The organism is Sphingomonas koreensis, assembly GCF_002797435.1.
Lineage (GTDB): Bacteria > Pseudomonadota > Alphaproteobacteria > Sphingomonadales > Sphingomonadaceae > Sphingomonas > Sphingomonas koreensis.
On the sequence record NZ_PGEN01000001.1, the window covers coordinates 1,775,533 to 1,802,506 of the forward strand.

The 26,974-nt window shown below is 66.5% G+C and carries 23 protein-coding genes; 7 read left to right on the forward strand and 16 right to left on the reverse strand.

Annotated elements, in window-relative coordinates:
• Positions 1-52: 52 nt before the first annotated feature.
• Positions 53-1,687, forward strand: coding sequence for a thiamine pyrophosphate-dependent enzyme (locus BDW16_RS08260; protein ID WP_083954357.1), 1,635 nt, complete (start codon positions 53-55; stop codon positions 1,685-1,687).
• The gene (argE, locus tag BDW16_RS08265) at positions 1,668-2,855 is read left to right on the forward strand and encodes an acetylornithine deacetylase (protein WP_198585782.1); all 1,188 of its coding nucleotides are present in this window, start codon (positions 1,668-1,670) and stop codon (positions 2,853-2,855) included. Before BDW16_RS08260 ends, argE begins: the two co-directional genes overlap by 20 nt.
• Here the strand turns inward: argE and BDW16_RS08270 are convergent.
• Together BDW16_RS08270 and BDW16_RS08275 are read right to left on the reverse strand one after the other, a co-directional pair.
• A complete protein-coding gene (locus BDW16_RS08270; RefSeq protein WP_066579775.1) occupies positions 2,852-3,619 on the reverse strand; it encodes an IclR family transcriptional regulator in 768 nt (255 codons plus the stop codon). The two genes, argE and BDW16_RS08270, sit on opposite strands and share 4 nt — an antisense overlap.
• A gap of 48 nt (positions 3,620-3,667) precedes the next feature.
• Positions 3,668-4,690 carry a DODA-type extradiol aromatic ring-opening family dioxygenase gene (locus BDW16_RS08275; RefSeq protein WP_066579776.1) on the reverse strand — a complete coding sequence of 341 codons (1,023 nt, stop codon included), beginning with the start codon at positions 4,688-4,690 and terminating at the stop codon, positions 3,668-3,670.
• Positions 4,691-4,774: 84 nt separating this feature from the next.
• On the opposite strand from BDW16_RS08275, the gene BDW16_RS08280 reads away from it, so the two are divergent.
• The gene (locus BDW16_RS08280) at positions 4,775-5,752 is read left to right on the forward strand and encodes a fumarylacetoacetate hydrolase family protein (protein WP_066579777.1); all 978 of its coding nucleotides are present in this window, start codon (positions 4,775-4,777) and stop codon (positions 5,750-5,752) included.
• 45 nt (positions 5,753-5,797) lie between these two features.
• On the opposite strand, the gene BDW16_RS08285 is transcribed toward BDW16_RS08280, so the two are convergent.
• The 5 genes from BDW16_RS08285 to BDW16_RS08305 are packed head-to-tail and all read right to left on the reverse strand — an operon-like array spanning position 5,798 to position 11,745.
• Positions 5,798-7,087 (reverse strand): MFS transporter, encoded by a 1,290-nt coding sequence (locus tag BDW16_RS08285; RefSeq protein ID WP_066579778.1) that lies wholly within the window; start codon positions 7,085-7,087, stop codon positions 5,798-5,800.
• A gap of 22 nt (positions 7,088-7,109) precedes the next feature.
• On the reverse strand, positions 7,110-8,519 hold the full coding sequence (locus tag BDW16_RS08290) for an aldehyde dehydrogenase family protein (protein ID WP_307695433.1): 1,410 nt from the start codon (positions 8,517-8,519) through the stop codon (positions 7,110-7,112).
• Positions 8,516-9,511: an amidohydrolase family protein gene (locus BDW16_RS08295; protein ID WP_066579779.1), complete on the reverse strand. Its 996-nt coding sequence runs from the start codon at positions 9,509-9,511 to the stop codon at positions 8,516-8,518. Before BDW16_RS08295 ends, BDW16_RS08290 begins: the two co-directional genes overlap by 4 nt.
• A gap of 2 nt (positions 9,512-9,513) precedes the next feature.
• The gene (locus BDW16_RS08300) at positions 9,514-10,482 is read right to left on the reverse strand and encodes a fumarylacetoacetate hydrolase family protein (protein WP_066579781.1); all 969 of its coding nucleotides are present in this window, start codon (positions 10,480-10,482) and stop codon (positions 9,514-9,516) included.
• Positions 10,483-10,512: 30 nt separating this feature from the next.
• Positions 10,513-11,745 (reverse strand): aromatic ring-hydroxylating oxygenase subunit alpha, encoded by a 1,233-nt coding sequence (locus BDW16_RS08305; protein ID WP_066579783.1) that lies wholly within the window; start codon positions 11,743-11,745, stop codon positions 10,513-10,515.
• Positions 11,746-11,905: 160 nt separating this feature from the next.
• Here BDW16_RS08305 and BDW16_RS08310 point away from each other — a divergent pair, with 160 nt between their 5' ends.
• On the forward strand, positions 11,906-12,709 hold the full coding sequence (locus BDW16_RS08310; RefSeq protein WP_164513692.1) for an IclR family transcriptional regulator: 804 nt from the start codon (positions 11,906-11,908) through the stop codon (positions 12,707-12,709).
• Here BDW16_RS08310 and BDW16_RS08315 read toward each other — a convergent pair.
• The 5 genes from BDW16_RS08315 to BDW16_RS08335 form a co-directional block, all read right to left on the reverse strand.
• Entirely contained in the window at positions 12,694-12,891 is a 198-nt protein-coding gene (locus BDW16_RS08315; protein WP_066579786.1) for a DUF2783 domain-containing protein, read from the reverse strand. The two genes, BDW16_RS08310 and BDW16_RS08315, sit on opposite strands and share 16 nt — an antisense overlap.
• Position 12,892: 1 nt before the next feature.
• Positions 12,893-14,464: an FAD-dependent oxidoreductase gene (locus tag BDW16_RS08320; protein WP_066579789.1), complete on the reverse strand. Its 1,572-nt coding sequence runs from the start codon at positions 14,462-14,464 to the stop codon at positions 12,893-12,895.
• A 3-nt stretch (positions 14,465-14,467) separates the two neighbouring features.
• Positions 14,468-15,427: an MBL fold metallo-hydrolase gene (locus BDW16_RS08325; RefSeq protein ID WP_066579790.1), complete on the reverse strand. Its 960-nt coding sequence runs from the start codon at positions 15,425-15,427 to the stop codon at positions 14,468-14,470.
• Between the two features lie 14 nt (positions 15,428-15,441).
• On the reverse strand, positions 15,442-16,629 hold the full coding sequence (locus tag BDW16_RS08330) for an amino acid aminotransferase (protein WP_157926332.1): 1,188 nt from the start codon (positions 16,627-16,629) through the stop codon (positions 15,442-15,444).
• A gap of 78 nt (positions 16,630-16,707) precedes the next feature.
• Entirely contained in the window at positions 16,708-17,391 is a 684-nt protein-coding gene (locus BDW16_RS08335) for a DJ-1/PfpI family protein (protein WP_198585783.1), read from the reverse strand.
• Between the two features lie 115 nt (positions 17,392-17,506).
• On the opposite strand from BDW16_RS08335, the gene BDW16_RS08340 reads away from it, so the two are divergent.
• Positions 17,507-17,986 carry a RidA family protein gene (locus BDW16_RS08340; RefSeq protein WP_066579794.1) on the forward strand — a complete coding sequence of 160 codons (480 nt, stop codon included), beginning with the start codon at positions 17,507-17,509 and terminating at the stop codon, positions 17,984-17,986.
• Here BDW16_RS08340 and BDW16_RS08345 read toward each other — a convergent pair.
• The 4 genes from BDW16_RS08345 to hmgA form a co-directional block, all read right to left on the reverse strand.
• A complete protein-coding gene (locus tag BDW16_RS08345; protein WP_083954352.1) occupies positions 17,983-19,437 on the reverse strand; it encodes an FAD-binding oxidoreductase in 1,455 nt (484 codons plus the stop codon). The two genes, BDW16_RS08340 and BDW16_RS08345, sit on opposite strands and share 4 nt — an antisense overlap.
• A complete protein-coding gene (locus BDW16_RS08350; protein WP_066579798.1) occupies positions 19,388-22,348 on the reverse strand; it encodes a TonB-dependent receptor plug domain-containing protein in 2,961 nt (986 codons plus the stop codon). The genes BDW16_RS08345 and BDW16_RS08350 overlap by 50 nt, the downstream gene beginning before the upstream one ends.
• 179 nt (positions 22,349-22,527) lie before the next feature.
• Positions 22,528-23,787 carry a fumarylacetoacetase gene (fahA, locus tag BDW16_RS08355; protein WP_066579800.1) on the reverse strand — a complete coding sequence of 420 codons (1,260 nt, stop codon included), beginning with the start codon at positions 23,785-23,787 and terminating at the stop codon, positions 22,528-22,530.
• Positions 23,788-23,815: 28 nt separating this feature from the next.
• Positions 23,816-25,141 carry a homogentisate 1,2-dioxygenase gene (gene hmgA, locus BDW16_RS08360; protein WP_241230566.1) on the reverse strand — a complete coding sequence of 442 codons (1,326 nt, stop codon included), beginning with the start codon at positions 25,139-25,141 and terminating at the stop codon, positions 23,816-23,818.
• 77 nt (positions 25,142-25,218) lie between these two features.
• On the opposite strand from hmgA, the gene BDW16_RS08365 reads away from it, so the two are divergent.
• Together BDW16_RS08365 and BDW16_RS08370 are read left to right on the forward strand one after the other, a co-directional pair.
• Positions 25,219-25,665, forward strand: coding sequence for a MarR family winged helix-turn-helix transcriptional regulator (locus BDW16_RS08365; protein WP_066579803.1), 447 nt, complete (start codon positions 25,219-25,221; stop codon positions 25,663-25,665).
• Positions 25,666-25,698: 33 nt separating this feature from the next.
• Positions 25,699-26,922: an NAD(P)/FAD-dependent oxidoreductase gene (locus BDW16_RS08370; RefSeq protein WP_066579804.1), complete on the forward strand. Its 1,224-nt coding sequence runs from the start codon at positions 25,699-25,701 to the stop codon at positions 26,920-26,922.
• The last annotated feature ends 52 nt before the right edge of the window (positions 26,923-26,974 follow it).

Consider the following 26,974-nt stretch of genomic DNA (forward strand, 5'->3'; position numbering starts at 1 on the left):
ACAAACAGGGGTTTGAACGGTGAGTCTGGACCAGCGGACGAAGGCAGAAAATGTGAGCGCGACGCGCGGAACCGGTGGCGATGCGCTGGTGGCTGGCCTGCATCGCTGGGGCGTGGACACGTTCTTCGGCGTTCCCGGCGTCCAGCTCGACGAGCTGTTCGACGGGCTTCAGCGCGGCGGCGGCGATATCCGCGTCGTCCATAGCCGCCACGAACAGGGCGCAGCCTATATGGCGCTCGGCTATGCGATGGTGACCGGCAAGCCCGGCGTCTGCGCCGTTGTCCCCGGCCCCGGCTTGCTCAATGCAGGTGCGGCGCTCTCCACCGCCTATGCCTGCAACGCCCGCGTCCTGTGCCTCACCAGCACGGTCAACAGCGCGCTGATCGACCGCCGCTATGGCGCGCTGCACGAGATCAACGATCAGGACGGCCTGCTGCGCAGCCTGACCAAGTGGAGCGCGCGCGCGACTCATGCGAGCGAGATTCCCGGCCTGCTCGACGAGGCGTTCCGCCAGTTGCTGACCGGGCGTCCGCGCCCGGTGGCGCTCGAGATTCCGCCCGACATCCTCGCCCAGACCGGCTTCTTCACCTATCCCGACGCCCTGCCCTCGCTCGCCAATCCGCTCGCCGATCCCGCGGCGATCGAACAGGCCGCGACGCTCATCGCCGGCGCCCGCAATCCGATGATCGTCGTCGGCAGCGGCGCGCAGGAAGCGGGCCGTGAAGTCCGTGCGCTCGCCGAGCTTATCCAGGCGCCGATCGTCAGCCGCCATATGGGCCGCGGCGTGGTGCGTTCGGACGACGACTACGCGCTCCCCGCCGCCGCGGCACTCCCGCACTGGCCCGATGTCGATGTCGTCATCGGCATCGGATCGCGTCTGACCCAGCTGCGTGAATGGGGCATGGGTGGCGGCCTCAAGGTCGTCCATATCGATCTCGACCAATCGGAGATCAACCGCATCGCCCCGCCCGCCGTCGGCATCGTCGCCGATGCGGCCGAAGCGACCGCGAAGCTCGTCGACGCGCTCGCGGAAAAGAACCTCTCGCCCGCACCGCGTACTGCCGAATTCGCCGCGATCCGCGCGGCGTTCCGCGAAGAGGTCGCTACCGAAATCCAGCCGCAGGTCGGCTATCTCGACGTCATCCGCGCGGCGATGGCCGAGGACGATGTCTTCGTCGATGAGATGACCCAGGTCGGCTATGCCTCGCGCTACGCGCTGCCGGTCTACACGCCGCGAACCTATGTCAATTCGAGCTATCAGGGCACGCTGGGCTATGGCTTCGCCACCGCGCTCGGCGCGCAGGTCGGCGCGGGCAAGCGGCGCGTGATCTCGGTCAACGGCGATGGCGGCTTCATGTACACCATGCCCGAGCTGGCGACCGCGGTGCTGCATCGCATCCCGCTGATCGCGATCGTGTTCAACGACGGCAATTTCGGAAATGTCCGCCGCATCCAGGCCAACAAATATGGCGGCCGCCTGATCGCATCGAACCTGCACAATCCCGATTTCGTCGCGCTCGCGCACAGCTTCGGCGTCGCGGGTCTGAAGGCGGAGGGTCCCGAAGGCCTCGCCACCGCGCTGGAAACTGCGCGCGGGCTGGAAGGGCCGGTGCTGATCGAGGTGCCGATGAACCTCGAAGCGACGCCGTCGCCCTGGAAGCATGTCCATGGCCGCAAGGTCCGCTGATCGTCGCCCCTCGGCGGCGACGGTCGAGATCCTGCGCACGCTGGTTGGTTTCCCGACGGTCAGCCGGGATTCCAATCTCGACCTGATCCATTGGGTCCGCGACTATCTGGCGAGCCATGGCGTCGCCTCGGTGCTCACCAGCGGCAAGGATCCGGGCAAGGCCAACCTCTTCGCCACGATCGGATCGGGCGAGGGCGGGATCGTCCTGTCGGGGCATAGCGACGTCGTCCCGGTCGACGGGCAGGACTGGCACAGCAACCCGTTCGTGCTCGAGGAGCGCGACGGGCTGCTTTTCGGCCGCGGCACCTGCGACATGAAGGGCTTCATCGCCGCCTGCCTCGCCAAGGTGCCGATGCTCGCGTCCGCGAACCTCAACGAACCGGTGCACCTCGCCATCTCGTTTGACGAGGAGATCGGCTGCAAGGGCGCCGGCCACATGATCGAGGAGCTGGTCGCGCGCGGCCTGCGCCCGCGCGGCTGCGTCGTCGGCGAACCGACCTCGATGGAGCCGGTAATCGGGCACAAGACCGGCAGCGCCTATGGCTGCGCGGTGCACGGGCTCGAAGCACACAGCTCGCTCGCCCCTTACGGGGTCAACGCGATCTTCTACGCCGCGCGGCTGATTGCGCGGATCGAGGCGATCGCCGCCCGCCTGCGTGCCGAGGAACGGCGCCACCCCGGCTATTCGGTCCCCTTTTCGACGCTCTCCGCAGGCGTGATCGAGGGCGGCCAGGCCAGCAACATCGTGCCGGCCTTGTGCCGCTTCCGCTTCGACATCCGCACCCTGCCTTGGACCGATCCGGACGCGATCATCGCCGAGCTCCAAACCTATATCGACCACGAGCTGTTGCCCGAGATGCGGGCGGTCCATGCCGGCGCACGAATCGAGATCACGATGAACGGGCGGGTTCCCGGCTTCGCGATCGACGCCGACGCGCCGCTCACCCGCCATGTCCAGCGGCTCGCGGGATCGAACGCCGAACCGGGCTTCGTCGCGTTCGGATCGGAAGCAGGGCTGTTCCAGGCGCGGGGCGTGCCGACGATCCTGTGCGGGCCCGGCTCGATCGAACAGGCTCACAAACCCGACGAGTTCGTGGCGCTCGATCAGCTCGCCCGGTGCGAGGATTTCCTCGACCGGCTTGCACAGACCCCGTTCGAGCCCGCCTAGGCGGGCTCGCCGCGCTCCGGCATCAGCGGCGACACCGCGCCCTCGGCATATTCGTTCTGCAGCCGTGCGGCAGTATAGCGGACCTGCTCAAGCAGGTCGGCGTCCGGCTCGGGCATCAGCAGCGAGGAGGAGAGGATCACGCCGACCGTACCCGCGATCAGCCCGTCAGGCTCGAAGATCGCCGCGGCGATGCCGCCCAGGCCGGTGCCGCGCGGATTGGCTTCGAAATCGACGCCATAGTCGCGCAGATTGGCGATGACGCGCGGCGGGGTCGGCTTCTGGTTCTCGAAATAATAGATCAGTCGCGCTGCCGGCGAATTGGGCAGGGTGAGCAGCGTGCCCGGATGGATCATGATCCCGGGTTCGAACTGGTTCTGCACCGAATGCACCACCATCGCCCCGCCGCGCGTCGGCGTCGCGAGCAGCGCGGTGTGGCCGGTGGCGTTGAACAGATCCTGCAGGAAGGGCCGCGCCAGCTGGACGAGGTTGCTGCGATAGACCGCGGCACGCCCGAACTTGAGCAGCTTGCGTCCGAAGACATAGCCCTCGCCCTCGCGCGCGCGATCGACCAGGCCGAGCCGGGTCAGCGTCTGCAGATGCCGCGACACGCGTGCCTTGGTCATGTCGAGCTGCCGCGCCATGTCGGTGACGCGGACCGGATCGGAGGCCTCGGTGAGCACCTCCAGGATCTGGACGGTCACTTCGACGCTCTTCACCCGGGCCGAGCCGGCGTCGTCCTCGGGGATTTCGTTCTGATCGATCATTCGCATCCCCTAACATCGGCCGTCACGGTTGGCGAGACGCCCTTGTTATCAGCGCCATAGCGTGAAACCGCACGAGGATCCCGTTCCGCCTTCGGTGCGGTAGAGCTTCTGATAGTCGATCAGCTCCATCGCCAGCCCCGCCGCGTCCATCGCCGCGGAGGTCGCAATCCAGCTCTTGCACTCCGACGTGCCGGCCATCAGTTCATTCTGCGGGATCGCGCGGAGCCAGTCGTGATCGCGCGTGCGCATCGCCTCGATGAAGCGCGCGTCCCATTCGGGATCGACGACGAAATGGGTGAGCCCGCCGGTGGTCAGCACCGCAACCCGCGCATCGCTGTCCCATGCCTCGATCGCGCGCGTCACCGCGGCGCCGAAGTCATGGCAGCGCGCCGCACTCGGGCTGTTGTCATAATACCAGCAATTGACGTCCACCGGCACATGCGGGCGGACATGATCGCGCATGATGTTCTTGTAGAGGAACCCATAGGCATGGGGCATGCCGAAGAGCAGCGACTTGTCGTTGCTGACCGTCGGTTTCTCGTGACACAGCGTCACGTCGAAATTGCTCTCGCGAACCAGATGACGGGCGAGGTGCGTCCCAAAGGCGCGATCCCCCGGATAGACGGTCGGCGCATCGGGGAGATGCCCGTGATCCGAAATCTCGATCCCGACCGGCAGGCGCGTCTTCTGCACCTCGGTGCGCGGGACATTGGCGATCTCGTCTGCCGCGATCACGGCGAAGGTCGGCACGATCTCCGAAAAAATCTCGTGCTGGTCGTTGCCGATGATCACCACCACGTCCGGGTTCGCGGCGACATAGGCTTCGTGCAGCCGGTCCATCGCCGCGAAGCTCTTGTCGAGCGCCGCCTGCCGGGTGGGCAGGTCGAGCAGCGCGCCGATATTCTCGCCGGCACGCTCCGCCTCCAGCTCCGCGTAGCGCAGCTTGCGTCCCTTGAACCAGAGCGGGATGCCGTCCTGCCGGTCGCGCTCGGCGCGGATATCCCAATCGTGCGCGAGCGTGTGGAGTTGCGGCGTATGCGCGCAGCCAATGCCCAGAACGATCTTCGCCATGCTTCCTCCAACCGATTGACGCGGGACTCTGTTGCGCTATGCGTTACTTTGTAGCGTAATGCGATATAAAAGTGGAGGGATGCGATGAAGCTGGTCACGTTCGACGCCGGAGAGGGGCCCCGCACCGGAGCAATCATCGGCGACGGTTCGATCGTCGACCTCGCCGCCGCGGCGCCTGAGGCGGAGCGCGGCATGCTCTCGACGATGCTGGCGCTGATCGAAGGCGGCGAGCCGGCGCTCGATGCGGCGCGGGAGATCGTCGCGCGCAGCCGCGGCGACCATGGCTACGACCCGGCCTATGTCCGCTACCTGCCGCCGCTGCCAGTACCCAACTCGATCCGCGACTTCGCCAATTTCGAACTGCACTGTCTGCAGGCGCTCGAGGCGAGCATGCGGATGCGCGCGGCGAGCCAGCCCGATCCCGAGGCCGCCTATGCCGGGTTCAAGGCAAGCGGCGCCTATGACCTGCCCGCAAGCTGGTACCAGCGGCCCTATTACTTCAAGGGCAACCGCATGACCTGCTCCGGCCATGACTCGGTGATCCAGTGGCCGCGCTTCTCCGGCACGATGGACTATGAGCTGGAGTTCGCTGCGGTGATCGGCACGCGCGGCGCAGACATCGCCGAGGCGGACGCAGACGCCCACATCTTCGGCTATATGATCTACAACGACTTCTCCGCCCGCGACGAACAGGTGCGCGACCAGCAGTTCCGCATGGGCCCGTCCAAGGGCAAGGATTTCGACACCGGCAATGCGATGGGGCCGTGGATCGTCACCCGCGACGAACTGCCCGACGTGTCGAACCTGGCGATGACGTCGCGGATCAACGGCGAGGTCCAGGGGCGCAGCAATTCTTCGGGCATGCAGTTCAGCTTCGCCCAGTGCATCGCCTTCGTCTCGCGCGACGAGACGCTCTACCCCGGCGACGTGTTCGGATCGGGCACTGCGGGCAATGGCTGCGGGTTCGAGACCGGCCGCTATCTCGAGCCCGGCGACGTCATCGAGCTCGAGGTCGAGGGGATCGGCGTGCTGCGCAACCGCATCGGTGAACGGCGGAGCTGAGCCCGGCGCCCTGCCCGCCGGTCAGAAAGGAACGGCGCCGTTTCGTTATGGTGCCAGGCCGACCGCCGGGCTGCCTTCGACCGGCTGGTCCGGACGCCGCTGCGCGTCGGCGCGCTGCGCCTTCCAGGCGCGGGGGTTCACGAACCAGATGCATGCGGCCGACACTGCCGGCAGGATCATGAACAGGATCAGCGCCGACTGATAGGATTGTCCCGCATCGTACATCCGGCCCATCACCCAGGGGCCGGTCGCCGAGCCGAGATTGGCCATCGCCGTGAGCAGCCCCGTCAGCAGCCCGAGATGCTGGGTGCCATAGGTGTGGCGCGAGATCACCGGGCCGTCGACCATCACGCTCGAATGGCCCATCGCGCGCACCACGATATAGGCGATCAGCACGATCGGGTTGCCCAGCGCGAACGACAGGATCGCGCAGGTGGTGAGCAGGAAGTAGAGCCCCGCCAGCCCGCGGTTGGAGCTGCGGTCGAGGATATTGCCCGCGAGCACGCGGCCAAAGATCGCGACGACGCCGATTGCGCTTACCGCCCACGCCCCATCGTCCTTGCTGAGGCCGGCATCGAGCAGCATCAGCACCTGATGCTGGGTCAGCGCCTGATCGACGATGGTGACCAGGAAGAAGGCGATCGACATCAGCCAAAAGCTCGATCCGCGCATCATCTTGCCGAAATATTCGCGCACGCCGACGCTCTCGCTGGCGTCGCTCGCGCTCGCGGCCTGCTCGGTGATCGGCACGCGCAGCATGCCATAGATCAGCGCCGGGACCGCGACGAGCCAGATGCCGGCGGACAGCGCGGCCATGCCCGTACGCCACCCGAATGCCTGAATGAGATCGACGGTGACGACCGGCATGACCACGCCGCCGATCGCCGTGCCGAGCAGCACCATGCCCGTAGCCGTCCCCTGCGAGGCGCGGAAGGTGCGCCCGACCAGTACGAAGCACGACACCATCGCCCCCGGCCCGGCGATGCCGAGCAGCACGCCGACCGCATAATAGCTGGCGAGTCCGCCGACAAAGGCGAAGCCGAACAGCGCGATGCCGCCGAAGACGATCGACACCATCAGCGCACGCCACGCCCCGGCAATGTCGAGAAACCGTCCGAACACCAGGCACGAAATCACGCCGGTCAGATATTTGGCGGTCGCCAGCAGCGTCGCCTGCTCGCGGGTCCAGCCGAATTCCTTGATCACCTCGGGATAGATGAACGGCAGGGCATAGGCCGGCGCCGAGAATCCGAAGAACAATGCGGTGATCGCGATCGCCAGCACGCGCCAGTTGGCGCTGAACTCATCGCGGAATGCCTGGTCGAACTGGAACATCCCGGTACTCTCCCTGTGCGCCTCAGTTCTTCGCCACCCTGACGGTCTGAAGCTGCATATATTCTTCGAGCCCATAGAGGCCGAATTCGGTGCCGACACCCGATTGCTTGGCGCCGCCGAAGGGCACATCGGGCGAGATGCTGGCGTGATCGTTGACCCAGACCGTTCCGGCCTCAAGCCGCTGGGCAAAGGCAAGCGCTGCGGCGGGATCTGCCGACCATACCGACCCGCCCAGCCCGTTCTCGTTGGCGTTGGCGCGCGCGAGCGCGTCCTCGGGATCGCTGTAGCGGATCACCGGCAGGATCGGGCCGAACTGCTCCTCGTCGACGATTCGCATCCCGTCGGTCACATCGACCACGACCGAGAGCGGGAAGAAATAGCCGTCGCCTTCGCGTGCCTCGCCCCCCGCAAGGAAGCGCCCGCCGTGCGCGCGCGCATCGTCGGCGAGCGCGCGCACCAGATCGAACTGCTTGCGATTCTGCACCGGGCCGAACTGGCTCGCCGCATCACTGCCCGGTCCGACCACGGCCGTGCGGGCCATCTCGGCGAGCTTTTCCGCCAGCGCGTCATGGATGCTCTCATGGACATAGACGCGCTTCACCGCGGCACAGATCTGGCCGCTGTTGCCGAAGGCCTTGGCGAAGATCTTGGCCGCGACCTTGTCGACATCGGCATCGGGCAGCACGATCGCGGCGTCGTTGCCGCCAAGTTCGAGCGTCAGCCGTTTGAGGTTGGCGGCACCGTCCGCCATGATCGACCGGCCGGTGGGGGTCGATCCGGTGAAGACGATCTTGTCGATCCCCGGATGCGATGCGATCGCGCGGCCGATCTCGACCTCGCCCGTCACCGAATTGAGCACGCCTGGCGGAAGGTGCGCATTGGCGATCTCGACCATGCGCAGCGCCGCGAGCGGGGTGAAGGACGACGGCTTCATCACCACCGTATTGCCCGCGACCAGGCCGGGGATGATGTGCCAGATCGCGATCATCACCGGGAAGTTCCACGGGCTGATCGACGCGACCACGCCCAGCGGCTTGCGGTGCACCTCGACCCGGACGCTGTCGTCGTCCTTGAGGACGTCGACCGCGGGACGCAGCCCCGCGGTCGCGCGCGCCCAGGCGAGCGCGCCCATGATCTCGCCCACCGCATTGGGGACGGGCTTGCCCTGCTCGGCCGAAAGCAGCCGTGCCAGCTCGTCCTTGGCCGCCTCGATCGAATCGGCGATCGCGAGGATCGCGGCGGCGCGATCCTCGATCGGGGTCGCCGCCCAGCCGGGAAAGGCGCGCCGCGCCGCGGCGACGGCGGCGTCGAGATCGGCCGTGCTCGCCAGCGGCGCATCGGCGAACGGACGCCCCGTGGCGGGATCGATCACCGGGAAGGTTTCCGCCATCGCCAGCGGTTTCCCATCGACGATCAGGCGGACCCCGGTCACAGCTTGAACAGCTTTTGCGCGGTGCCGCTCTTGACCAGCTTCGCGGCAGCGGGATCGAGCGCGTTCACGCGGGCGAGGCACCCCGCCATGTCCCCGATATTGTGGGGATAGTCCGATCCGTACATCACTCGCTCCGGTCCGCCCGCGACCTCGATACACAGGTCGAGCGCGTTCTTCTCATAGACCACGCTGTCATAATAGATGCGGCGAAGATAGCTCGACGGCTTGTCCTTGATCTTCTCCGAGCAGGCCGGGATCATCTCGTGGCAGCGGTCGAGCCGCCCGGCCAGATAGGGCAGCGTCGCGCCGCCATGCCCGGCGATGATCGCGAGGTTCGGGTAGCGGTCGATGAACCCGTCGAGGATCATCCGCGACACGGCCAGCGTGGTATCGAACATGAAGCCGATCGGCGGCACCAGGCCGTATTCGTGCAATTCCATCTCGGCCGAGCCCTGCGGCGCGGTCGGATGGACCAGCACGGGCAGCGCGAGATCGTCGATCGCCTGCCAGATCGGCGCGAACTGCGGCGCCGTCAGGCTCTTGCCGTCGATATTGGCGCTGACGAACACGCCGACCGCACCCTGTACGACCGCCTCCGCAAGCACCTCGACCGCGCGCTCCGGATACTGCCAGGGCAAGGTCGCGAAGAAGCGGATGCGGTCCGGGAAACGCCCCTGCTGATAGGCCATGTGCGCGTTCATCTCGCGCGACACGCGGGTGCTCACCGCCTCCCCGCCCCAATAGGCGCTGGGGCAGGTCAGCGAGACGATGGCGATATCGACGCCGGCCTTGTCCATGTTCGCGACGCGCAGGTCATAGTCGAACATCTCGGGGAACAGCGTGACGAACGGCGCGCCGCTCATCCACACGCTGTCCTGTCCCGCCGCGGTCGGCTTCACCCCGTATTTGGGGGCGCCATGCGCGCGGATGTCGTTCAGCCATGCCTCGCTCAGCATGTGCGTGTGGACGTCGATCACCGGCACCGACGACATGCTCACTTCTCCAGGTTGATGCGGTTGGAAAGGCGGCCGAGCCCGTCGATCTCGACGTCGCACAGCTTGCCGTCGTAGCCCGACAGATAGGTGCCGATATTTCCGCGCGGATGCTTCTCGGTGCCCTTCGACGCGGTGCCGGTGTGGATGCAGTCGCCCGGCTCCATCGTGAACCATTTCGACGCGGTCGAGATCACCTGCTCGACCGGGAAGAAGTAGTTGGCGGTCGAATCGTCGGTGAAGCATTCGCCGTCGATATAGCCGCGCACCAGCAGCTTGTTGGGGTCCGGCACCTCGTCCTTGGTGGTCAGCCACGGGCCCATCGCCGCGAACGTGTCCGCCGCCTTGGACTTGGAGTGGTAGATGAACAGCAGCCAGTTGTTGTCGCCTTCGAAATTCGGGCGCCAGGCGGTGTGGTGCGGCTTGACGATATCGGCGGTCTGCTTGAGCGCGATCGAATCCTCGCCGAACTTGACCCCGCTGGCGGTCACGTCGTTGGTCAGCGTGTAGCCGAAGACATAGTCGAGCGCCTTTTCGGGCGGCACGTTCTTGGCGGTCTTGCCGAACACCACGACGGGCTCGGGCTCGGGGATCGACGGGCCATGGTCCTTGAGGATGTCGATCGTCTTGTTGTGGCCGGTGAGTGCCGAGCGCCCCTTGATGAAGAACATCGGCGCCGTCATCGGCTTCATCGCCTTGCTGTTCAAATTGTTGTTGTTGACCGCGCAGCCCAGGATCTTCGAAGGGCGCGGGTTCGGCGCCATCCAGTCGGTGCTCGCCGACAGGTCGATCACCGGCAGCTTGCCCGCAAGCGCGGCCTGGATCGCCTCGTTGGCAGTGTCGAGACCGGCATTGCCCGCCTCGATCAGGTCTTCCATCCAGCGATAGGCGTCCAGCGCCACGGCCTTGTCGTCGGCAACGCGGGCGATCACCGTCGGCTTGCCATCAATTCGGATCGTACCCAGTTTCATGCCGTCGACTCCCTAGATCTTATCGATTGTTCAGATGGTTTCGGTCGCGTCCTCGGGGATCATCCCCATCGCGATCTGATATTCGCGCTTCACCGCCTCGGGCTGGCCGACCTGGTGCTGATAGTCGGGCCGGTTGATCCGGTATTGCAGCGTGTCGCCCAGCCGCCGGCTCTCCTCGAGCGTCATCGACGCGGTGAAGAGCTCCTTGTGCTTGATCGGCAGCTCGACGCACTTGTTGAACTCGGCATCGCGGATCACGGCCTTGGGATCGCCCTCGCCCGCCTCGACCAGCTTCATGTTCGCCTCGAAGCTGCGGCGCATCATCACGATGCCCCAGTCGCTCTTGCCCAGATGCTCCTGCGTGCGGTCGGCGATCGTGCCCTGCCCGACCCAGGCGACGATGTCCTGGTTCATCACATGGCTGGTGATCCACTCGCCCTTCTCGTCCTTCACCGGGCCGGTCCAGTACGGGATACGCTCCTGCACGAACGGCTCGCGGTCGGCGGGCACGCGGTGGAACATCCAGGTCACCGACAGCGTGTTCTCGTCATCGACCGGCACGCGCCATTCGATATGGTCGCCCAGGAAGAAGGCGTTGGGCCACAAGGCCGTCGCACCGACCGTCCAGTGCGGATTGTCCTTGTCGGTATCCTCGCGCACGCGCTTGTAGATATGGCCGAACTCGAACTCCTCGAACGCCAGCTCGAGGTGCGTCGGGCCGTAGCTGCCGTCGCCCTTGAGCACCGAGGTCCAGTTGCGGTGCATCCACTCGAAATGGACCGGGTCGCAGCTATTCTCCTGGCACTGGAACCAGTTGCAGGGGACGTCGGCGAAGACGATCTGCTGGAACCCGTTGGTCCAGGTGAACGGCTCCCAATTGGGTACCAAGGGCGCCGGCTGCGGCCCCATATAGGCCCAGAGCATTCCGGCCTTCGCCTCGACCGGATAGGCCTTGGTGCGGATCTTGTCCTTGAAGCGCGCCTTGGGGTTGGCGATGTCCTCGAACGGCTGCTCGAGGCACTGGCCCGAGCTCGCGAAGCACCAGCCATGATAGCTGCAGCGCAGGCCGTCATCCTCGATGATGCCGTTGAGCATGTCGGCGCGGCGATGCGGGCATTGCCGGTCGATCAGACCGTAGCTGCCATTCTTCGATTTGAATGCGACCAGGTTCTCGCCGAGCAGCCGGACCGGCTTGATCCCCAGCTCGTCGACCTCGGCGACCGCAGCAAACGGATGCCAGTAACGGCGCAGCAGCTCGCCCATCGGCGTGCCTGGCCCAACCTGTGTGAAACGGCGATTCTGATCCGGGCCCACTTCAGCCTCTCTGTCTAACCTTCGCGACAAAACTGCGACGCTGGAACGCTATGCGCAACAACATCGGCAAATAGTTGCGCATATCGCAACAAATGCTATGATTTGGGTAATGGACAGGGACCTAAGACGGCGCGCACCGGATGCGCCTGCGTCGATCGCCACGGTGGCGATGGCGACTCGCATTCTCGACCTGCTGGCCGAAAGCGAGCGGCCGGTGGGCGTGCAGGAAATGGCGCAGACGCTGGGCATGACCAAGTCGCGCGCGTCGCGGCATCTTGCCAATCTCGAGATGCTCGGGTTGGTCAGCCGCGGCGGCGGGCGGCGCGGGTTCCAGCTCGGCTGGCGGATCGGCCGCTGGGGGCAGATCGCGGCGGGGCGGATGCAGATGCCCGAATTGCTGCGCGGCCCGCTCGACCGGCTCAACGAGGAAAGCGGCTGCACCGTGCTGCTCTGCGCGGTGGCCGGTGCCGACGCGGTGGTCGTCCAGTGCCTGCCCGCGCGCGCTGCGATGCGGATCGACGTTCAGCCCGGGCTGATGCTCAACCTGCCCGAGTCACCCACCGCGCGCGTCTGCTTCGCCTTCCAGCCGCGCGAGCGGCGGCGCGAACTGCTCGATCAGGCGGAATCGCGTGGCGAGAATTTCAGGATCGCCGATCGCGAGGCGTTCGAGCGCGAGGTCGCGATGGTCCAGGCGCGCCACTATAGCTGGGGCGTCAACAAGTTCGGCATCGGGCACAATGCGCTCGCCGCGCCGTTGTTCGACGGCGACACGATCGTCGCCGCGGTCACGCTGATGCTGGCGACCGACGCCGCGCCGGGGCCGCCCGCGCCTTATCTGGTCGAACTGCTGCTCGGCTGCGCGCAGCGCTGCTCGCGCCTGCTCGGCTCTCGCCACAGCTATCCGCGCGACTGAGCCGCCAGCGCAATCGCTTCCTCCGCCACGGCGCGGTCGCCGATATGGTTGAGCAGGATCAGGTTGAGCCGCGCGGCGAGCTTCAGGCTCTCTTCGACCGGTCGGTCGCCGTGCATCGCGATCAGCTTCTCATAGATATCGTCGGCGGCAGCCAGATTGGGATCGGTGATCAGCCGGGCCATCTCAATTCCCCTTTGCACGCAGGAGCGCCGCGCGGACCGCGGCCTCGTCCGGCGCATGCCAGCGCGCGCAGACATAGCTGTCGGGCCGGATCAGATAGATCGCACCCGGCGCCAGCGCATAGCGTTCGCGCAGCAGTTCATCCTCCTCGCCGGCAACGATCGTCTCGATCCCGGCAATGCCCGGATCGCGATCGGCAAGCAGCACGAAGCCGCGCCCCAGCCGCTCGAGCAGCCAGCCCTCGCCGAGCGGCGCATCAAGCGCGGGCCAGCCCGGCGCCACGCCGCCGCCCGCCCAGTCGTCGGCATCGGGGGTATTCAGCGGACTCTCCGGCAGCGCGACCGCGGTCGACAGCCGCCCCGAATTGACGAACGGCCGCGCGAACGGCACCTCGCTCGCCAGTTCGAGCACGGCGTCGCGATAGATGCGGCTCGCCGCCGATTTGGGCGTCATGAAGTCGGTCGAACGGCTCGAGTTCAGGATATTCTCGTCGGCGATTGCGATCGCCTCGGCGTCATAGCTTTCCAGCAGCTCGCTCCCCGCCTCGCCATGGAGGATCAGGTCGAGCTTCCAGCCGAGATTGTCGACATCGGCGAGCCCGCCATTGCACCCGCGCGCGCCGAACGGCGAGACGAGGTGCGCGCTGTCGCCCGCGAAGATCACCCGGTCATGGACGAAGCGCGCCATGCGGCGGCACTGGAAGGTGTAGACGCTGTACCATTCCTGCTCATAGGCAACGTCCTGGCCCAGCATCGCGCGCACCAGCGGGTCGACATTCTCGGGCTTCACCGCCGCGGCGCGGTCGATGTTCCAGCCGAGCTGGAAATCGAGCCGCCAGACATTGTCGGGCTGCTTGTGCATCAGCGCCGACTGGCCGGGATTGAAAGGCGGATCGAACCAGAACCACCGTTCCGACGGCCGCTCGCCCGTCATCTTGACGTCGGCGATCAGGAAATTGTCCTCGAACACCCGCCCCTCGAAATCGAGGCCGAGCGCGTCGCGCGCTGCCGATCGGCTGCCGTCGCATGCGATCACCCAATCGGCATCGATCGTGTAGCCCCCATCTGCCGTCTCGACCTCGATGCGCGCGCCCTCGGGCTGCGGCACGAGGCCGGCCATGCGGTGGCCCCAGCGCAGCTCGACATTCGGCAGCGTCTCCAGCGCCGCGATCAGCCGGTCCTCGACATGATATTGCTGGATGTTGATGAAGCCCGGGCGCTTCTGGTTCTTCACCGGCAGCATGTCGAACTGGAACACCGGTTCCTCGCGGTCGCCCCAGAACACCTTGCCGACATTCCAGATCACGCCCTTGTCGACGATCGCGTCGCCGACGCCGAGCCGGTCGAAGATATCGAGCGAGCGCTTGGCGAAGCAGATCGCCTTCGATCCTGCCGCGACGAAATCGAGCTGCGACAGCACCACCACCCGGTGCCCGCGCCGGCCAAGGTCGAGCGCCATGGCAAGGCCCACCGGCCCTGCCCCGACGATCACGACCGGCGCGGTCTCGTTCTGCACGGCGGGCGGCGGCGCGGCGCCGATCTCGCGCCAGACCGGAATGTTCGACACGTTCGCCATCGCTCAGCCCTGAAGCTGCGCCCAGACTTCGCGGTCGCGCTCCATCGTCCAGATGCGCGGCCGCTCGATCCCGTCGAACTCGTCCCACAGACGCTGGACGTTGAACGGCAGGCAATGCTCGAAGATCGGCCAATGCCCGAATTTGGGGCCAAGCGCGGTGTGCGTCGCCTCGAATGCATCCTTGAGCGTGCCGCCATTCCTGTGCGCCGCGCCGACATGCTCGATCATGCCGTTGAGGAACTCGCGGGTCTGCTCGATCGCCGCGTCGACCTCGGCGCGGCCGCGCGCCACCGCGCCGCGCCCGCCGATCAGCTGCTGCGCGCCATAGGCCTTGACCTTGTCGAGCGTGCCGGTCGCCCAGTCGAAGTGGAACGCATCGCCGGTGTAGAGCGCCGCCTGCGCCTCGACCAGGTCGCCTGCGAACAGCGTGCCGCTCTTCTCGTGCCACACCACGATGTCGCCCTCGGTATGGCCGCGCCCGCAGAATTGCAGGTCGAGCTTGCCGCGGTCGCCGCCCAGGTCGATCGAATAGCTGTTGGTGAAGGTGATCGACGGCCGGGTCAGGCCCGGGATTTCGTCGGGCTGCTTGAACAGGCGCGGCATCCGCCCGAACTCGCTCGCCCAATCCTGTTCGCCGCGCTCCTCGACCAGCGCCGCGGTGGCGTTGCTCATGATGATGTCCTGCGCATCGAACGCGCTCGCGCCCAGCACGCGCACGGCATGATAGTGCGTCAGGATCAGGTAGCGGACCGGCTTGTCGGTATGCTCGCGCAGCTTGGTCAGCCAGTCTCGCGCCGCAGCCGGGGTCGCGCGCGCCTCGATCGCGACGATGAAATCCTCACCCTCGAACGCGCCGACATTGGGATCGCCCTCGGCGGTCAGCGCGTAGATGCCGTCGCCCAGCACCTCCAGCGTCTCGGTCTTCTCGGCAAGGTCTGTCGACGATGCGAACGGCTTGGCCATGGTATCTCTTCCTCTCAGTTCGTGCTGGCCGCCGCGATCGCATCGGCGACCCGGTCGACATTATTGGCGTTGAGCCCGGCGACGTTGATCCGGCCCGAACTGGTCAGGTGCACATGATGATCGCGGCGCAGCGTCTCGACCGCATCCGGCGCGATGCCCAGCATCGTGAACATGCCGCGCTGCTTCGCGATGAAGCCGTAGTCGCGCGTGCCCTGCGCCGCGAGCCGTGTCGCCAGCCGTTCGCGCATCGCATTGATCCGCCCGCGCATCAGCGTCAGCTCGCCTTCCCAGACCCGGCGCAGCTCGGCGTCGCCCAGCACCTTTGCGACAACCGCCGCACCGTGATCGGGCGGCATCGACCAGAGCGTGCGCGCAACCGGCAGCGCGTGCGCATGCGCGAGCACCGCATCCTTCTCGCTCCCGCCGACCACGGTCAGCGCGCCCACCCGCTCGCGGTACAGTGCAAAATTCTTGGAGTATGAGCTGGCGACGATGAACTCGGGAATCTGTTCCGCCAGCAGCCGGATGCCGGCAGCATCCTCGGCCAGCCCATCGCCCAGGCCGAGATAGGCGAGATCCACCAGCACCGCCGCGCCGCTTTTCGCGACCAGCCCGGCGACCGCCCGCCACTGCTCCCGGTCCAGATCCGCGCCGGTGGGGTTGTGGCAGCAGCCGTGCAACAGCAGCGTGTCGCGCGGGCCGAGATCGGCGAGCGCCGCCATCATCTCGTCGAAGCGCAGCGCACCCGCCGCCATGTCGTAATAGGGATAGACGACGACCTCATGCCCGCTCGCCTTGAGGATGCCGGGATGGTTGGGCCAGGTCGGCCCGGGAATGAACACGCGTCCCTCCGGCCGCAGCTTGCGCAGCAGATCGGACGCCAGCCGAAGCGCGCCGGTGCCACCCGGTGCCTGGATCGTGCGGCTGCGCGCGAAGCCGTCACTGCCCTTGCCGAACAGCAGCCCGCGCGTCTGCGTGTTGTAGTCAGCATTGCCCGCGGAGGAGAGGTAACGCTTGCTGGGCTGAGTCTCCGCCAGCCAGCGCTCGGCCGTCTTGACGCAATCGAGCACCGGCGCCTCGCCATGTTCGTTCTGATAGATGCCGATGCCCAGATCGACCTTGTCCGGACTCTTGTCCTGGGCAAGCAGCTGCGCGAGGCCAAGGATCGGATCGAGCGGCGGCTCGGCAAGGTCGGCGAACATCATAATCTCCAATCTGTTTCGCTATACGATACGCAGTAGCGATATACGCTACAAGTCAATTTCTGATGTACAATGCTGTCAGAATGCCTCAGCGGCACGTTCCGCTGCCGCCCGCCGGGCCGCGGTCATCTCGCCAGTCAGCTCGCGATAATGCGCCGCCACATCGGGCACGCGATCCGGGTGTCCCGCATCGAAGGGCGGCGCCGGATCATATTCGTTGCCGAGCTGGATCAGCTTCGCCTGATCCTCGCCCCAGATATGGGCGATCAAGGTCAGCGCGAAGTCGATGCCCGCGGTCACCCCGCCGCCCGTCACGCGGTTGCGATCGATCACCACGCGTTCGCTGACCGGGATCGCGCCCAGCACAGGGAGGAGGTCCATCACGCTCCAGTGCGTCGCTGCGCGATAGCCTCGGAGCAACCCTGCCGCGCCAAGCACCAGCGCACCGGTGCAGACCGACGTGATCCACTGCGCACGCGGTTCCCGCTCGCGCAGAAAGCCGAGCAGTTCAGCGTCTTCCATCAGCCCGGTCGAGCCGGGGCCGCCGGGCAGGAAGATCATGTCCAGCTCCGGCGCATCGGCCAGCCGCATCTCGGGCAACAGGCGATAGCCCGAATCGGTGGTGAGGGGATCGAGCGTTTTGGCCAGCAGGATCGTCCGCGCGCCGCGCACGCGGGAGAGGATGTCGAACGGCCCGACGAAATCGAGGTTCGTCATCCGCTCGAACGCGATCATGCCGATGGTGAACGGTTTCTGCTCCACCCTCCCTCTCCCCTGCGATCTCAATGACGCCAACTTGTCTCGATATGCGATCTATTGTCACGAATTACGTGACACTCTATAGCAATCCGAGACAAGGTCAATCACGGTAGGACGCATGGTGGACGCATCGCTTTCGATCTCGCAAGCCGTCATCGACGCCGGATTCCGGCTGCCCCGCGTGATCCAGAAGGACACGCCCTTCCTGCTCCATCGCCGCACCGGGAACATCCTCCAAGTCTCGGGGATGATCGCGCAGTTCGAGGGGGAGCGGCCCTATCTCGGGCGGCTCGGCGCCGAGCTCATGTCAGCCGACGGCGCGAAGGCGGCGGAACTGAGCGCGCTCAACATCCTCGCATGGCTGGCGCAGGCGACGGACGACGACGCGGATCGCGTTGATTGCTGCCTGGAGCTCAACGGATTTGTCGCCTGCACGCCCGACTTCACCGAGCAGAGCCAGGTCATCAGCGGTGCCAGCCGGCTCATCGTCGCGGTGCTCGGCGAGCGCGGGCGGCATTGCCGCACCTCGATCGGCGTGACCGCGTTGCCCTTCGGTGTCCCGGTCGAGATCAACGCGCGCTTCGTGCTCCGCGACTAGAGTTCGATCACCGCGCCGGGATTCATCCGGTTGTGCGGATCGAGTGCGCGTTTGACCGCACGGATCAGGTCGAGTTCGGCCGCGTCGAGCGCGTCCGCGACGGCTGCCCGCATCCGCCGGCCCACGCCATGCTCGGCGCAGATCGTTCCGCCCAGCCGCAGCGCGATCGCCTCAACCTTGGCGGCGATCGCCTCCGCAGTCCCGGCGAAACGCTCCGTATCATTCGCCCCGCGATGGACGGAGAAATGGATATTGCCGTCGCCGAGATGACCGAAGCCCAGCGTCTCGCACCCGGGCAGCAGCCCTGCGGCCGCAGCTTCCGTCTCGACCAGAAAGGCCGGAACCTGCCCCAGCGGCACCGCGACATCGACACTGATCGAGGGCTTGCCCGCAGCCTTGCCCACCACCACCGCCTCGCGGATCCGCCAAAGCTCGCGCCGCTGCGCCTCGCTCTCGGCAAGCATGCCGTCTAGCGCCAAACCTTGTTCGAAAACATCCGCGAGCGCCGCCTCCACTGCGGCACGCAACGGCAGCCCCGTCGCGGCAGTGGCGACCTCGGCCAGCACGAACCAGCCATGCGCGCCGGAATCGGGCACGCGCAGCCCCGGCACCGCGGCCATGCCCCATTCGACGCCGCGCCGCTGGATCAGCTCGAAGCTGGTGACGAGATCGCCCAGGGCCGTGCGCAAGGCGCCAAGCAGCGCGAGCGCCGCAGCCGGATCCTCGACCGCGAGCCATAAGGTCTCGATCTGGCGCGACGCGGGAACGAGCCGCAATGCAGCGGCGGTGACGACGCCCAGCGTCCCCTCACCGCCGATGAACAGCTGCTTGAGATCGTATCCCATATTGTTCTTGGCGAGCGTGCGCAGCCCGTTCCACACCCGCCCGTCGGGCAGGACGACCTCAAGCCCCAGCACCTGGTTGCGCATCACGCCATGGCGCAGCGCGCGGATTCCGCCGGCATTGGTCGAGACGAGCCCGCCGATCGTCGCGCTGCCTTCCGAACCGAGCCCGAGCGGGATGGTGAAACCGTGCGCCGCTACCGCTTCCTGCACCTCGGCCAGGATGCATCCGGCTTCGGCGATGACCGCTGGTGCGTGAAGGTCGATCGCGCGGATCGATCGCAGGCGGCGGGTCGATAGCAGCAGCGCCGGTGTTTCCGCCGGAACCGCACAACCGCCGACCAGCCCGGTATTGCCGCCCTGCGGAACGATCGCGATGCCCTGCGCCGCGGCTGCCTGAACCAGCCTCGCGACCTCAGCGGTCGAGCGCGGCCGGGCTACCGCCTGCGCGCCGCTCGGCCAGTTGCCCGTCATGTCGCGCAGACAGGCCGCGCGCGCATCCTCGTCCCGCACAAACAGGTCCGCGCCCAGCGTTTCGCTGAGCGCGGACAGGCACGGGTCAGTAGGAGAAGCGGAAGCCGGCACGGTAGTAACGGCCGATCCGGTCATACATGCCGGCGATGGCGATCACCGGGAAGGGCGGCTCCTTGTCCAGCAGGTTGTTGACGTTGAAGTAGAATTGCAGCTTGCGCTTGCCGTCCTTGATCACGTCGAACTGGGTCGACAGGTCGAGGTAGAAGCGGCTGTCGACCCGGTTGTTGCCGATCGAGATGGGCGAGGCGGGATCATAGTATTTGTCACCCGGCCCGACCAGCGTCGCGTCGAACTTGCCGCCGCCGATATAGCGGCCCTGCAGGTTGATCGTCACCGGATCCTGGGCCCAGGTGATCGAGCCGGTGGCGGTCCAGCTCGGCGTGTTGGTCGCGCTGAGCTGCTGCCCCGCGGTGAAGGCGGTGCCGCCGACCGATCCGGCGCGATCGATCCTGCCGCCCAGCGACTGGATCACCCCGGCCGAGTTGAAGCGCGGCGCAGCGCCGGTGCCGTCGTCGAAGATCAGGTCCTTGACGTAGGATGCCATGCCGCGAAGCGTCAGCTCGCCGCTGCCGATACGCGTCCGATAGGTCGCGGCGAGATCGAGGCCGCGGGTGCGGATGCCGGCGATGTTGAGCAGCTGGACCGATACCGAATTCACCTGCGTCGCGCCGCCCGTCCCCGTGCGGTTGACGAAGTTGCAGAAGAAGGGCGTGCCCGTTTCCGCGAAGCAATTGTCGAGGATCGATTGCGCCGAGTAGCTGGCGATCGCACCACCAATGTCGATGTCGTAATAGTCCGCCGACAGCGTCAGCCCGGGAATGAAGGTCGGCGTGAACACCGCCCCCACGGTCCAGGTATCCGCTTCCTCGGGCTTCAGCGTCGGGCTCGGCTGGTTGACCGTCGAGATCTGCGTCGTCACGCCGCTCCACGGGTTGCGCAGCTGCGCAAGGCTCGCGGTCGTCGCGTAGAGATCCGAATTGTTGGGCGCCCGGATGTCGCGCGACCGCGTCGCCCGGAAACGCAGGTCCGGGAACGGCGCATAGATCGCGCCCAGCTTCCAGGTCGTGACGCCGCCCGAGGTCGAATAGTCGGTGTAGCGGATCGCGCCGTTCAGCTCGAGATGATGCGCGAAGGACACGTCGCGCAGCAGCGGCGCGACGACTTCGGCGAACACCTCCTTCACGTCATAGCCGCCCGAATAGGGCTTGGGGTTGCTGTAATTGAAGCCGTTCGCCTGCGAGATCACGTCGGAAATGGCGGTCGCCTCTTCCTTGCGCCATTCGCCGCCGAACGCGATGGCCAGCGGACCGCCGGGAAGCTTGAACAGCTCGCCCTGCGCCGTCAGCGCCGCGACCTGCTGCTTGGTCGTGATCTGGTTGAAGATGTCGCCCGTGACGTAATCGATCGCAGCGGCGCTGGGCGAGCCCTGGCCGAACAGGTTGATCGGCACGCAGCCGGCCGCAGCGGAATTGAAGCGGTTGAGCACTTCGCCGGTCGCGGTGACCGTACCGTTCGCCTGAGTCGCCGCACAGACCACCTGGCTGCCGACGCGCACCGCATCCACGGCGAAGCGGAAGTTGTTCTCGATGCGCAGGCCCGAGACGTTCGCGGTGAGGACGTTGCGGCCATATTGATAGTAGCCGTCCAGCTTCCAGCCGCCGCCGAAATCATAGTCGAACCCGCCGACGAACCGCTCGGTCGTGTTCTCGTTGGCGCGCTTGATCGGACCGAAATCGTTATACGGCCTGCCGAGCGTGAAGGAGCCGATGTTGTTCGTGACCATGATGTCGCGGATCGACGAATGGAGGAAGGCGTTGTCGCGCAGGATCGTCGCCGCCGCGCCCTGATCGCGCACCGGCGGCGAGTTGCCGTAGCCGCCGCTGCGGCCATAGCTCGCCTCGACGAAGACGTTGAGCTTGTCGGTCACCTCATAGTCGATATGGCCGAAGGCCACGCGGCGGGTGGTCGGCACGATCAGCGTCCACCCGTCCTGCGGATAGAGGCCCTTGTTACCGCCCGTGAAGTTGCTCGCCAGCGTGCTGCCCGCGCCATAATTGGCGTAGTTGCCGTAGTTGAACGGGATCGGCGTGCCACCGGGGCCGAACTGGATGCCGCGCAGTGCGCCGCCGACGCCGGCATTGGCACCGGTGATCAGGCCGCCATAGGCCATGTTGATGAAGGTGACGCCGCGCTCATAGACGCGTGAGGGCACGCCGGCCGGCCGCGGGCCGACATAGGAGATCAGGCCCGGCTGCTCAGCAAAGGATTCGCGCCCGAACGGGTCGGTGACGCCCTTGGACTTCACATATTCGCCGCCGATCACGATGTGCCCGCGTCCGTCGGAGAAGGGTGCGCCGAACGCCAGCGCCGCGCGGGTCTCGCGTGCGTCGCCGCGATCGCTGATGCCCATCGAGGCTTCGCCCTTGATCCCCTCGAGCCGCTTGTTGAGCAGCACGTTGACCACGCCCGACACCGCGTCCGAACCATAGGCCGCCGATGCACCGCCGGTGACCACGTCGATACGATCGACCAGGATCTGCGGGATCAGGTTGAGATCGACCTGCCCGGTCGCGGCCGAGGGCACGAAGCGGCGGCTATCGACCAGCGTCAGTGTGCGGATCACGCCCAGCGCCCGCAGGTCGGCCGAGAACTGACCGGTACCCAGCGTCGCCGCAGTGTTGGTCTGCGGGCCCTGCGTGTTGCGGAACGAGGGGACTTCGCCCAGGAAATCGCCGATGCTGCTCGATCCGCGCGCTTCGAGGATCTCGGCACCCAGCACCTTGGTCGGGGTCGGCGCCTCGACGTCGCGGCGCGAAATGCGGCTGCCGGTGACGACGATCTCGCCAGGCTGTTCCTGCGCCGTTTCAGGCTCAGCCGCGCTGTCCTGCGCCTGTGCCACTGCAGGCACGGCGCAAATCGCCGTCGCGAGCAGCGCAACGCGCAGCTTCAGCCTGATTCCCGCTCCTTGTCCGTTGTTGAACCGCATTGGGCCTCCCCTCTTTTATGTTGTGAACGTGTTCCGAGGAAACTTACCCCGAACTGAAATCGTGTCAATACGTGAAACACTGTTTCGTAATACGTGACAACATCCGTGACACGCGCACGAATGCGGCGCGGTCGGAACAACCACGCTTAGAGACGTTCAATCTCAGGATTTTTCCGGAATCAGCTCCGGCGGTACGGGTCCTCGAAAGCAGGAATAACCGTGCCGCTGCAGTCGCCGAAACCGATGCGATAGCCGTCGCCCCGGCACTGCCCGCGCAGAATCAGCGTATCGCCATCCTCGACAAAGCTGCGCTGCGCACCACCGGCAAGCGTCAACGGCTCCTTGCCACCCCAGCTCAGTTCGAGCAGGCTGCCGAAGCTGCCCTTGTCCGGTCCCGATATCGTGCCGGTACCGAGCAGGTCGCCGACCTCCATCCGGCATCCGGCCGTGCTGTGATGCGCCAGCTGCTGCGCGGCGGAATAATACATCTCGCGATAGCTGGTCCGGCTGATCACCGATTCCGCGCCGCCCTCCGGCGTCAGGCCAACCTCGAGGTCGATGTCGTAGAGCATCGGACCCGGCTCATCGAGATAGGGGAGCAATGGCTTCTCGCGTGCCGGCCCATGGGCACGGAACGGCTCCAGCGCCGCCGCGGTCACGATCCACGGGCTGATCGTCGTCGCGGTCGCCTTGCCCTGGAAAGGGCCGAGCGGCTGATATTCCCACGCCTGGATATCGCGCGCCGACCAGTCGTTGAGCAGCACATAGCCGAAGATCATCGCATCCGCCTCGGCCACGGTCAGCGGATCGGACGATCCGGTCCCGACGATCGCCCCCAGCTCCAGCTCGATGTCGAACCGTGCCGACGGGGCGAAGCGCGGTGCGGCGTCTTCCGGCCCCTTCACCTGGCCCCAGGGCCGCCGCACATCGGTGCCCGAGACGACGACCGACGAGGCACGGCCGTTGTAACCGATCGGGATATGCAGCCAGTTGGGCGGCAACGCATTCTCGGCCCCGCGGAACATCGTACCTACGTTGAAGGCGTGCTGCCGGCTCGCGTAGAAATCGGTGTATCCGGCCACCCGGAACGGCAGATGCAGCTGCGCGCCGGCCATCGGCACAAGATGCGGCTCGACCGCCACGCGCTCCGCAGCGCCCTCGGCGAGCAATGCGATCAACTGTGCGCGCAACGCCCCCCATACGGCCGGGCCTTGGGCCATCAGCGTGTTCCAGCCTGGCTCGGCGAACAGCGGCACGTCACCCAGCCGCAGCAACCCCGCCGCCTCCAGTGCGGCCATATCGAGGATCCGGTCGCCGATCGCGACGCCGCAGCGCGGGCCGCGCGTCGCATCGCTGAACACGCCATAGGGCAGGTTGTTGAGCGGAAAATCGGTGTCGGCCGCGTTGGCGGCCGCGACCCAGGATCGCAGCGGGCTCATAGTATCTCCGGCAGTCAGTGAATCGGCTTCAGGCCGGGTCGATCGACCCGTCGAACTTCTTGTCGAGCCCGTCCCAGCAATCGGCATAGTCGGACTGCAGCGGCGCCTCGCGCGCCGCCCAGTCGGTCAGATGCTGGGGGAAGCGGGTCTCGAACATGAAGCTCATCGTCTTGTCGAGCTTCTCGGGCTTGAGCGCGGCGTTGCTCGCCTTTTCGAACGCGTTGCGGTCGGGCCCATGCGGCAGCATGCAATTGTGCAGGCTCATGCCGCCGGGCGCGAAGCCGTCGGGCTTGGCGTCATACTCGCCATAGATATTGCCCATCAGCTCGCTCATCACATTCTTGTGATACCAGGGCGGGCGGAAGCTGTGCTCGGCGACCAGCCAGCGTTCGCGGAACAGCACGAAATCGATGTTGGCCGTTCCCGGGATCTCCGACCGCGCGGTCAGCACGGTGAAGATCGACGGATCGGGATGGTCGAACAGGATCGCGCCGACGGGGCTGTAGGTCGACAGGTCGTATTTGTAGGGCGCGTAGTTGCCGTGCCACGCCACCACGTCGAGCGGGCTGTGCGGGATCGCGCTCTGGTGGAACTGACCGCACCATTTGATCGTCAGGGTCGAGGGTGTCTCGCGGTCCTCGAACGCGGCCACCGGCGTCTTGAAATCGCGCGGGTTGGCCATGCAGTTGGCGCCGATCGGGCCGCGGTCGGGCAGCGCGAAGGGCTGGCCGTAATTCTCGCAGACAAAGCCGCGGCACGGCCCGTCGATCACCTCGACGCGATAGACGAGGCCACGCGGCAGCACCGCGATCTCGCCCGGCGCGATCTCGATCACGCCCAGCTCGGTGCAGAAGCGCAGCCGCCCTTCCTGCGGCACCACCAGCAGCTCGCCATCGGCCGAGTAGAAATAGGAATCCACCATCGACGCGGTGACCAGATAGACATGGCTCGCCATGCCGGTCTGGGTGTTGACGTCGCCCGCGGTGGTGACCGTGCGCATGCCGGTCAGCCAGGTCAGCTCGCCCGCGCCGTGCGGAACCGGGTTCCAGCGATACTGGCCAAGGCTGGCGACGCCCGGGACGATGTTCGGCGCGGATTTCCAGTGCGGCAGCTCGATCGCGGCGAAGCGGCCGACATGGCGTACGCTCGGGCGGATGCGATAGCACCAGCTGCGCTCATTCTGTCCGCGCGGCGCGGTGAAGGCGGTTCCCGAAAGCTGTTCGGCATAGAGGCCATAGGGGCATTTCTGCGGCGAGTTCTGCCCCTGGGGCAGCGCGCCGGGCAGGGCTTCGGTTTCGAAGTCGTTGCCAAAGCCGGGCATATAGCCCACCGCCTGCATGTTGTGCGACGCCATGCCACTCTCCATAATTAGTTGCATATGCAACAATTAGTTCTTGCAATAGATGCGAATGCAACGATAAGCAAGCGCCCATGAGCGCGAAATCGCCTTCCGGAAAGCCCTTCGATCTCGACCGGTTCCTTCCCTATCTGCTCAATCAGGCGGGGGAACGGACCGGCAAGAGGTTCGAGCCGGCCTATCGCGAGACCCATGGCTTCAGCCGCACGCAATGGCGTATCCTCGCGCATCTCGGCAGTTATGGCGAACTCACCGCCGCGACCGTCTCGCGCCGCTCGAATACCGAAAAGACCAAGGTCAGCCGCGCCGTCGCGGCGCTCGAGGAGGGCGGCTGGCTCGAACGCGTCGCCGCCGACGACCGCCGCGCCGAGCTGCTGCGCCTGACCGCCTCGGGCCACGCCTTGTTCGACGGACTTGCCGAACAGGCCGTTGCGTTCGATCGCGCACTGCGCAAGAGCCTCGGCGCCGAACAGGCGCAGGCGCTCGAAACGATGCTCAGGCAGTTGGCGGCTGAAGACTAAGCGGCATCAGTCCGCGACGGGAGGAAGATTCGCATGCGCTATGACGTGGTGATCGTGGGGGCGGGACATGGTGGCGCGCAGGCGGCGATCGCGCTGCGCCAGGCCAAGTTCGAAGGCAGCATCGCGATCATCGGCGACGAGCCCGAGCTGCCCTATGAACGGCCGCCGCTGTCCAAGGAGTATTTCTCGGGCGAGAAGACGTTCGAGCGAATCATGATCCGTCCTGCGGCCTTCTGGGAAGAGCGCAAGGTCGAGATGCTGCTCGGCCGCCGTGTCGTCAGTGTCGATGCGCCGGCGCATCAGGTCACCACTTCGGGCGGCGAGGCGATCGACTATGGCCATCTGATCTGGGCGACCGGCGGCGCGCCACGCCGGCTGGGATGCTCGGGCAATGATGCGGCAGGCGTCCACACCGTGCGCACCCGCGCCGATGCCGACCGGATGATGGCCGAGCTGCCCGGCGTCACCCGCGCGGTGGTGATCGGCGGCGGCTATATCGGGCTTGAGGCCGCAGCCGTACTCGCCAAGGCGGGCAAGCAGGTGGTGCTATTGGAAGCGCTCGATCGCGTGCTGGCCCGCGTCGCGGGCGAGCCGCTGTCGCGCTTCTTCGAAGCGGAGCATCGCGCGCATGGCGTCGATGTCCGGCTGGGCGTCGCGGTCGATTGCATCGAGACCGCCGACGGCAAGGCCACGGGCGTACGGCTCAAGGACGGCGAAGTGATTTCCGCCGAGATGGTGATCGTCGGCATCGGCATCGTACCGGCGGTTCAGCCGCTGCTCGATGCAGGGGCCGAGGGCGGCAACGGCGTCGCGGTCGACGGACATTGCCGCACCTCGCTGCCCGATGTGTTCGCGATCGGCGACTGCGCGCTCCACGCCAATCACTATGCCGACGACATGCCCGTGCGGCTGGAGTCAGTTCAAAACGCCAACGATCAGGCCACCGTCGCAGCCAAGACCATCGCCGGGGCCGAGGCATATTACGATGCGGTGCCTTGGTTCTGGTCGAACCAGTATGACCTCAAGCTCCAGACCGTCGGCCTCTCGACCGGACATGATGCCGCAGTCCTGCGCGGCGATCCGGCAAACCGGAGCTTCTCGGTGATCTACCTCAAGGACGGCCACGTCATCGCGCTCGACTGCGTCAATGCCACCAAGGATTATGTCCAGGGCCGCAAGCTGGTGGTCGAGCGGCTGGCGATCGACCCTGGCCTGCTCGCCGACTCCACGACCCCGCTCAAGGAAATGGCTGGCTGAGACAAGGCGCCCCGGCCGCGCATTGCGCGCCGGCCCATGCCCCGTCATCGGC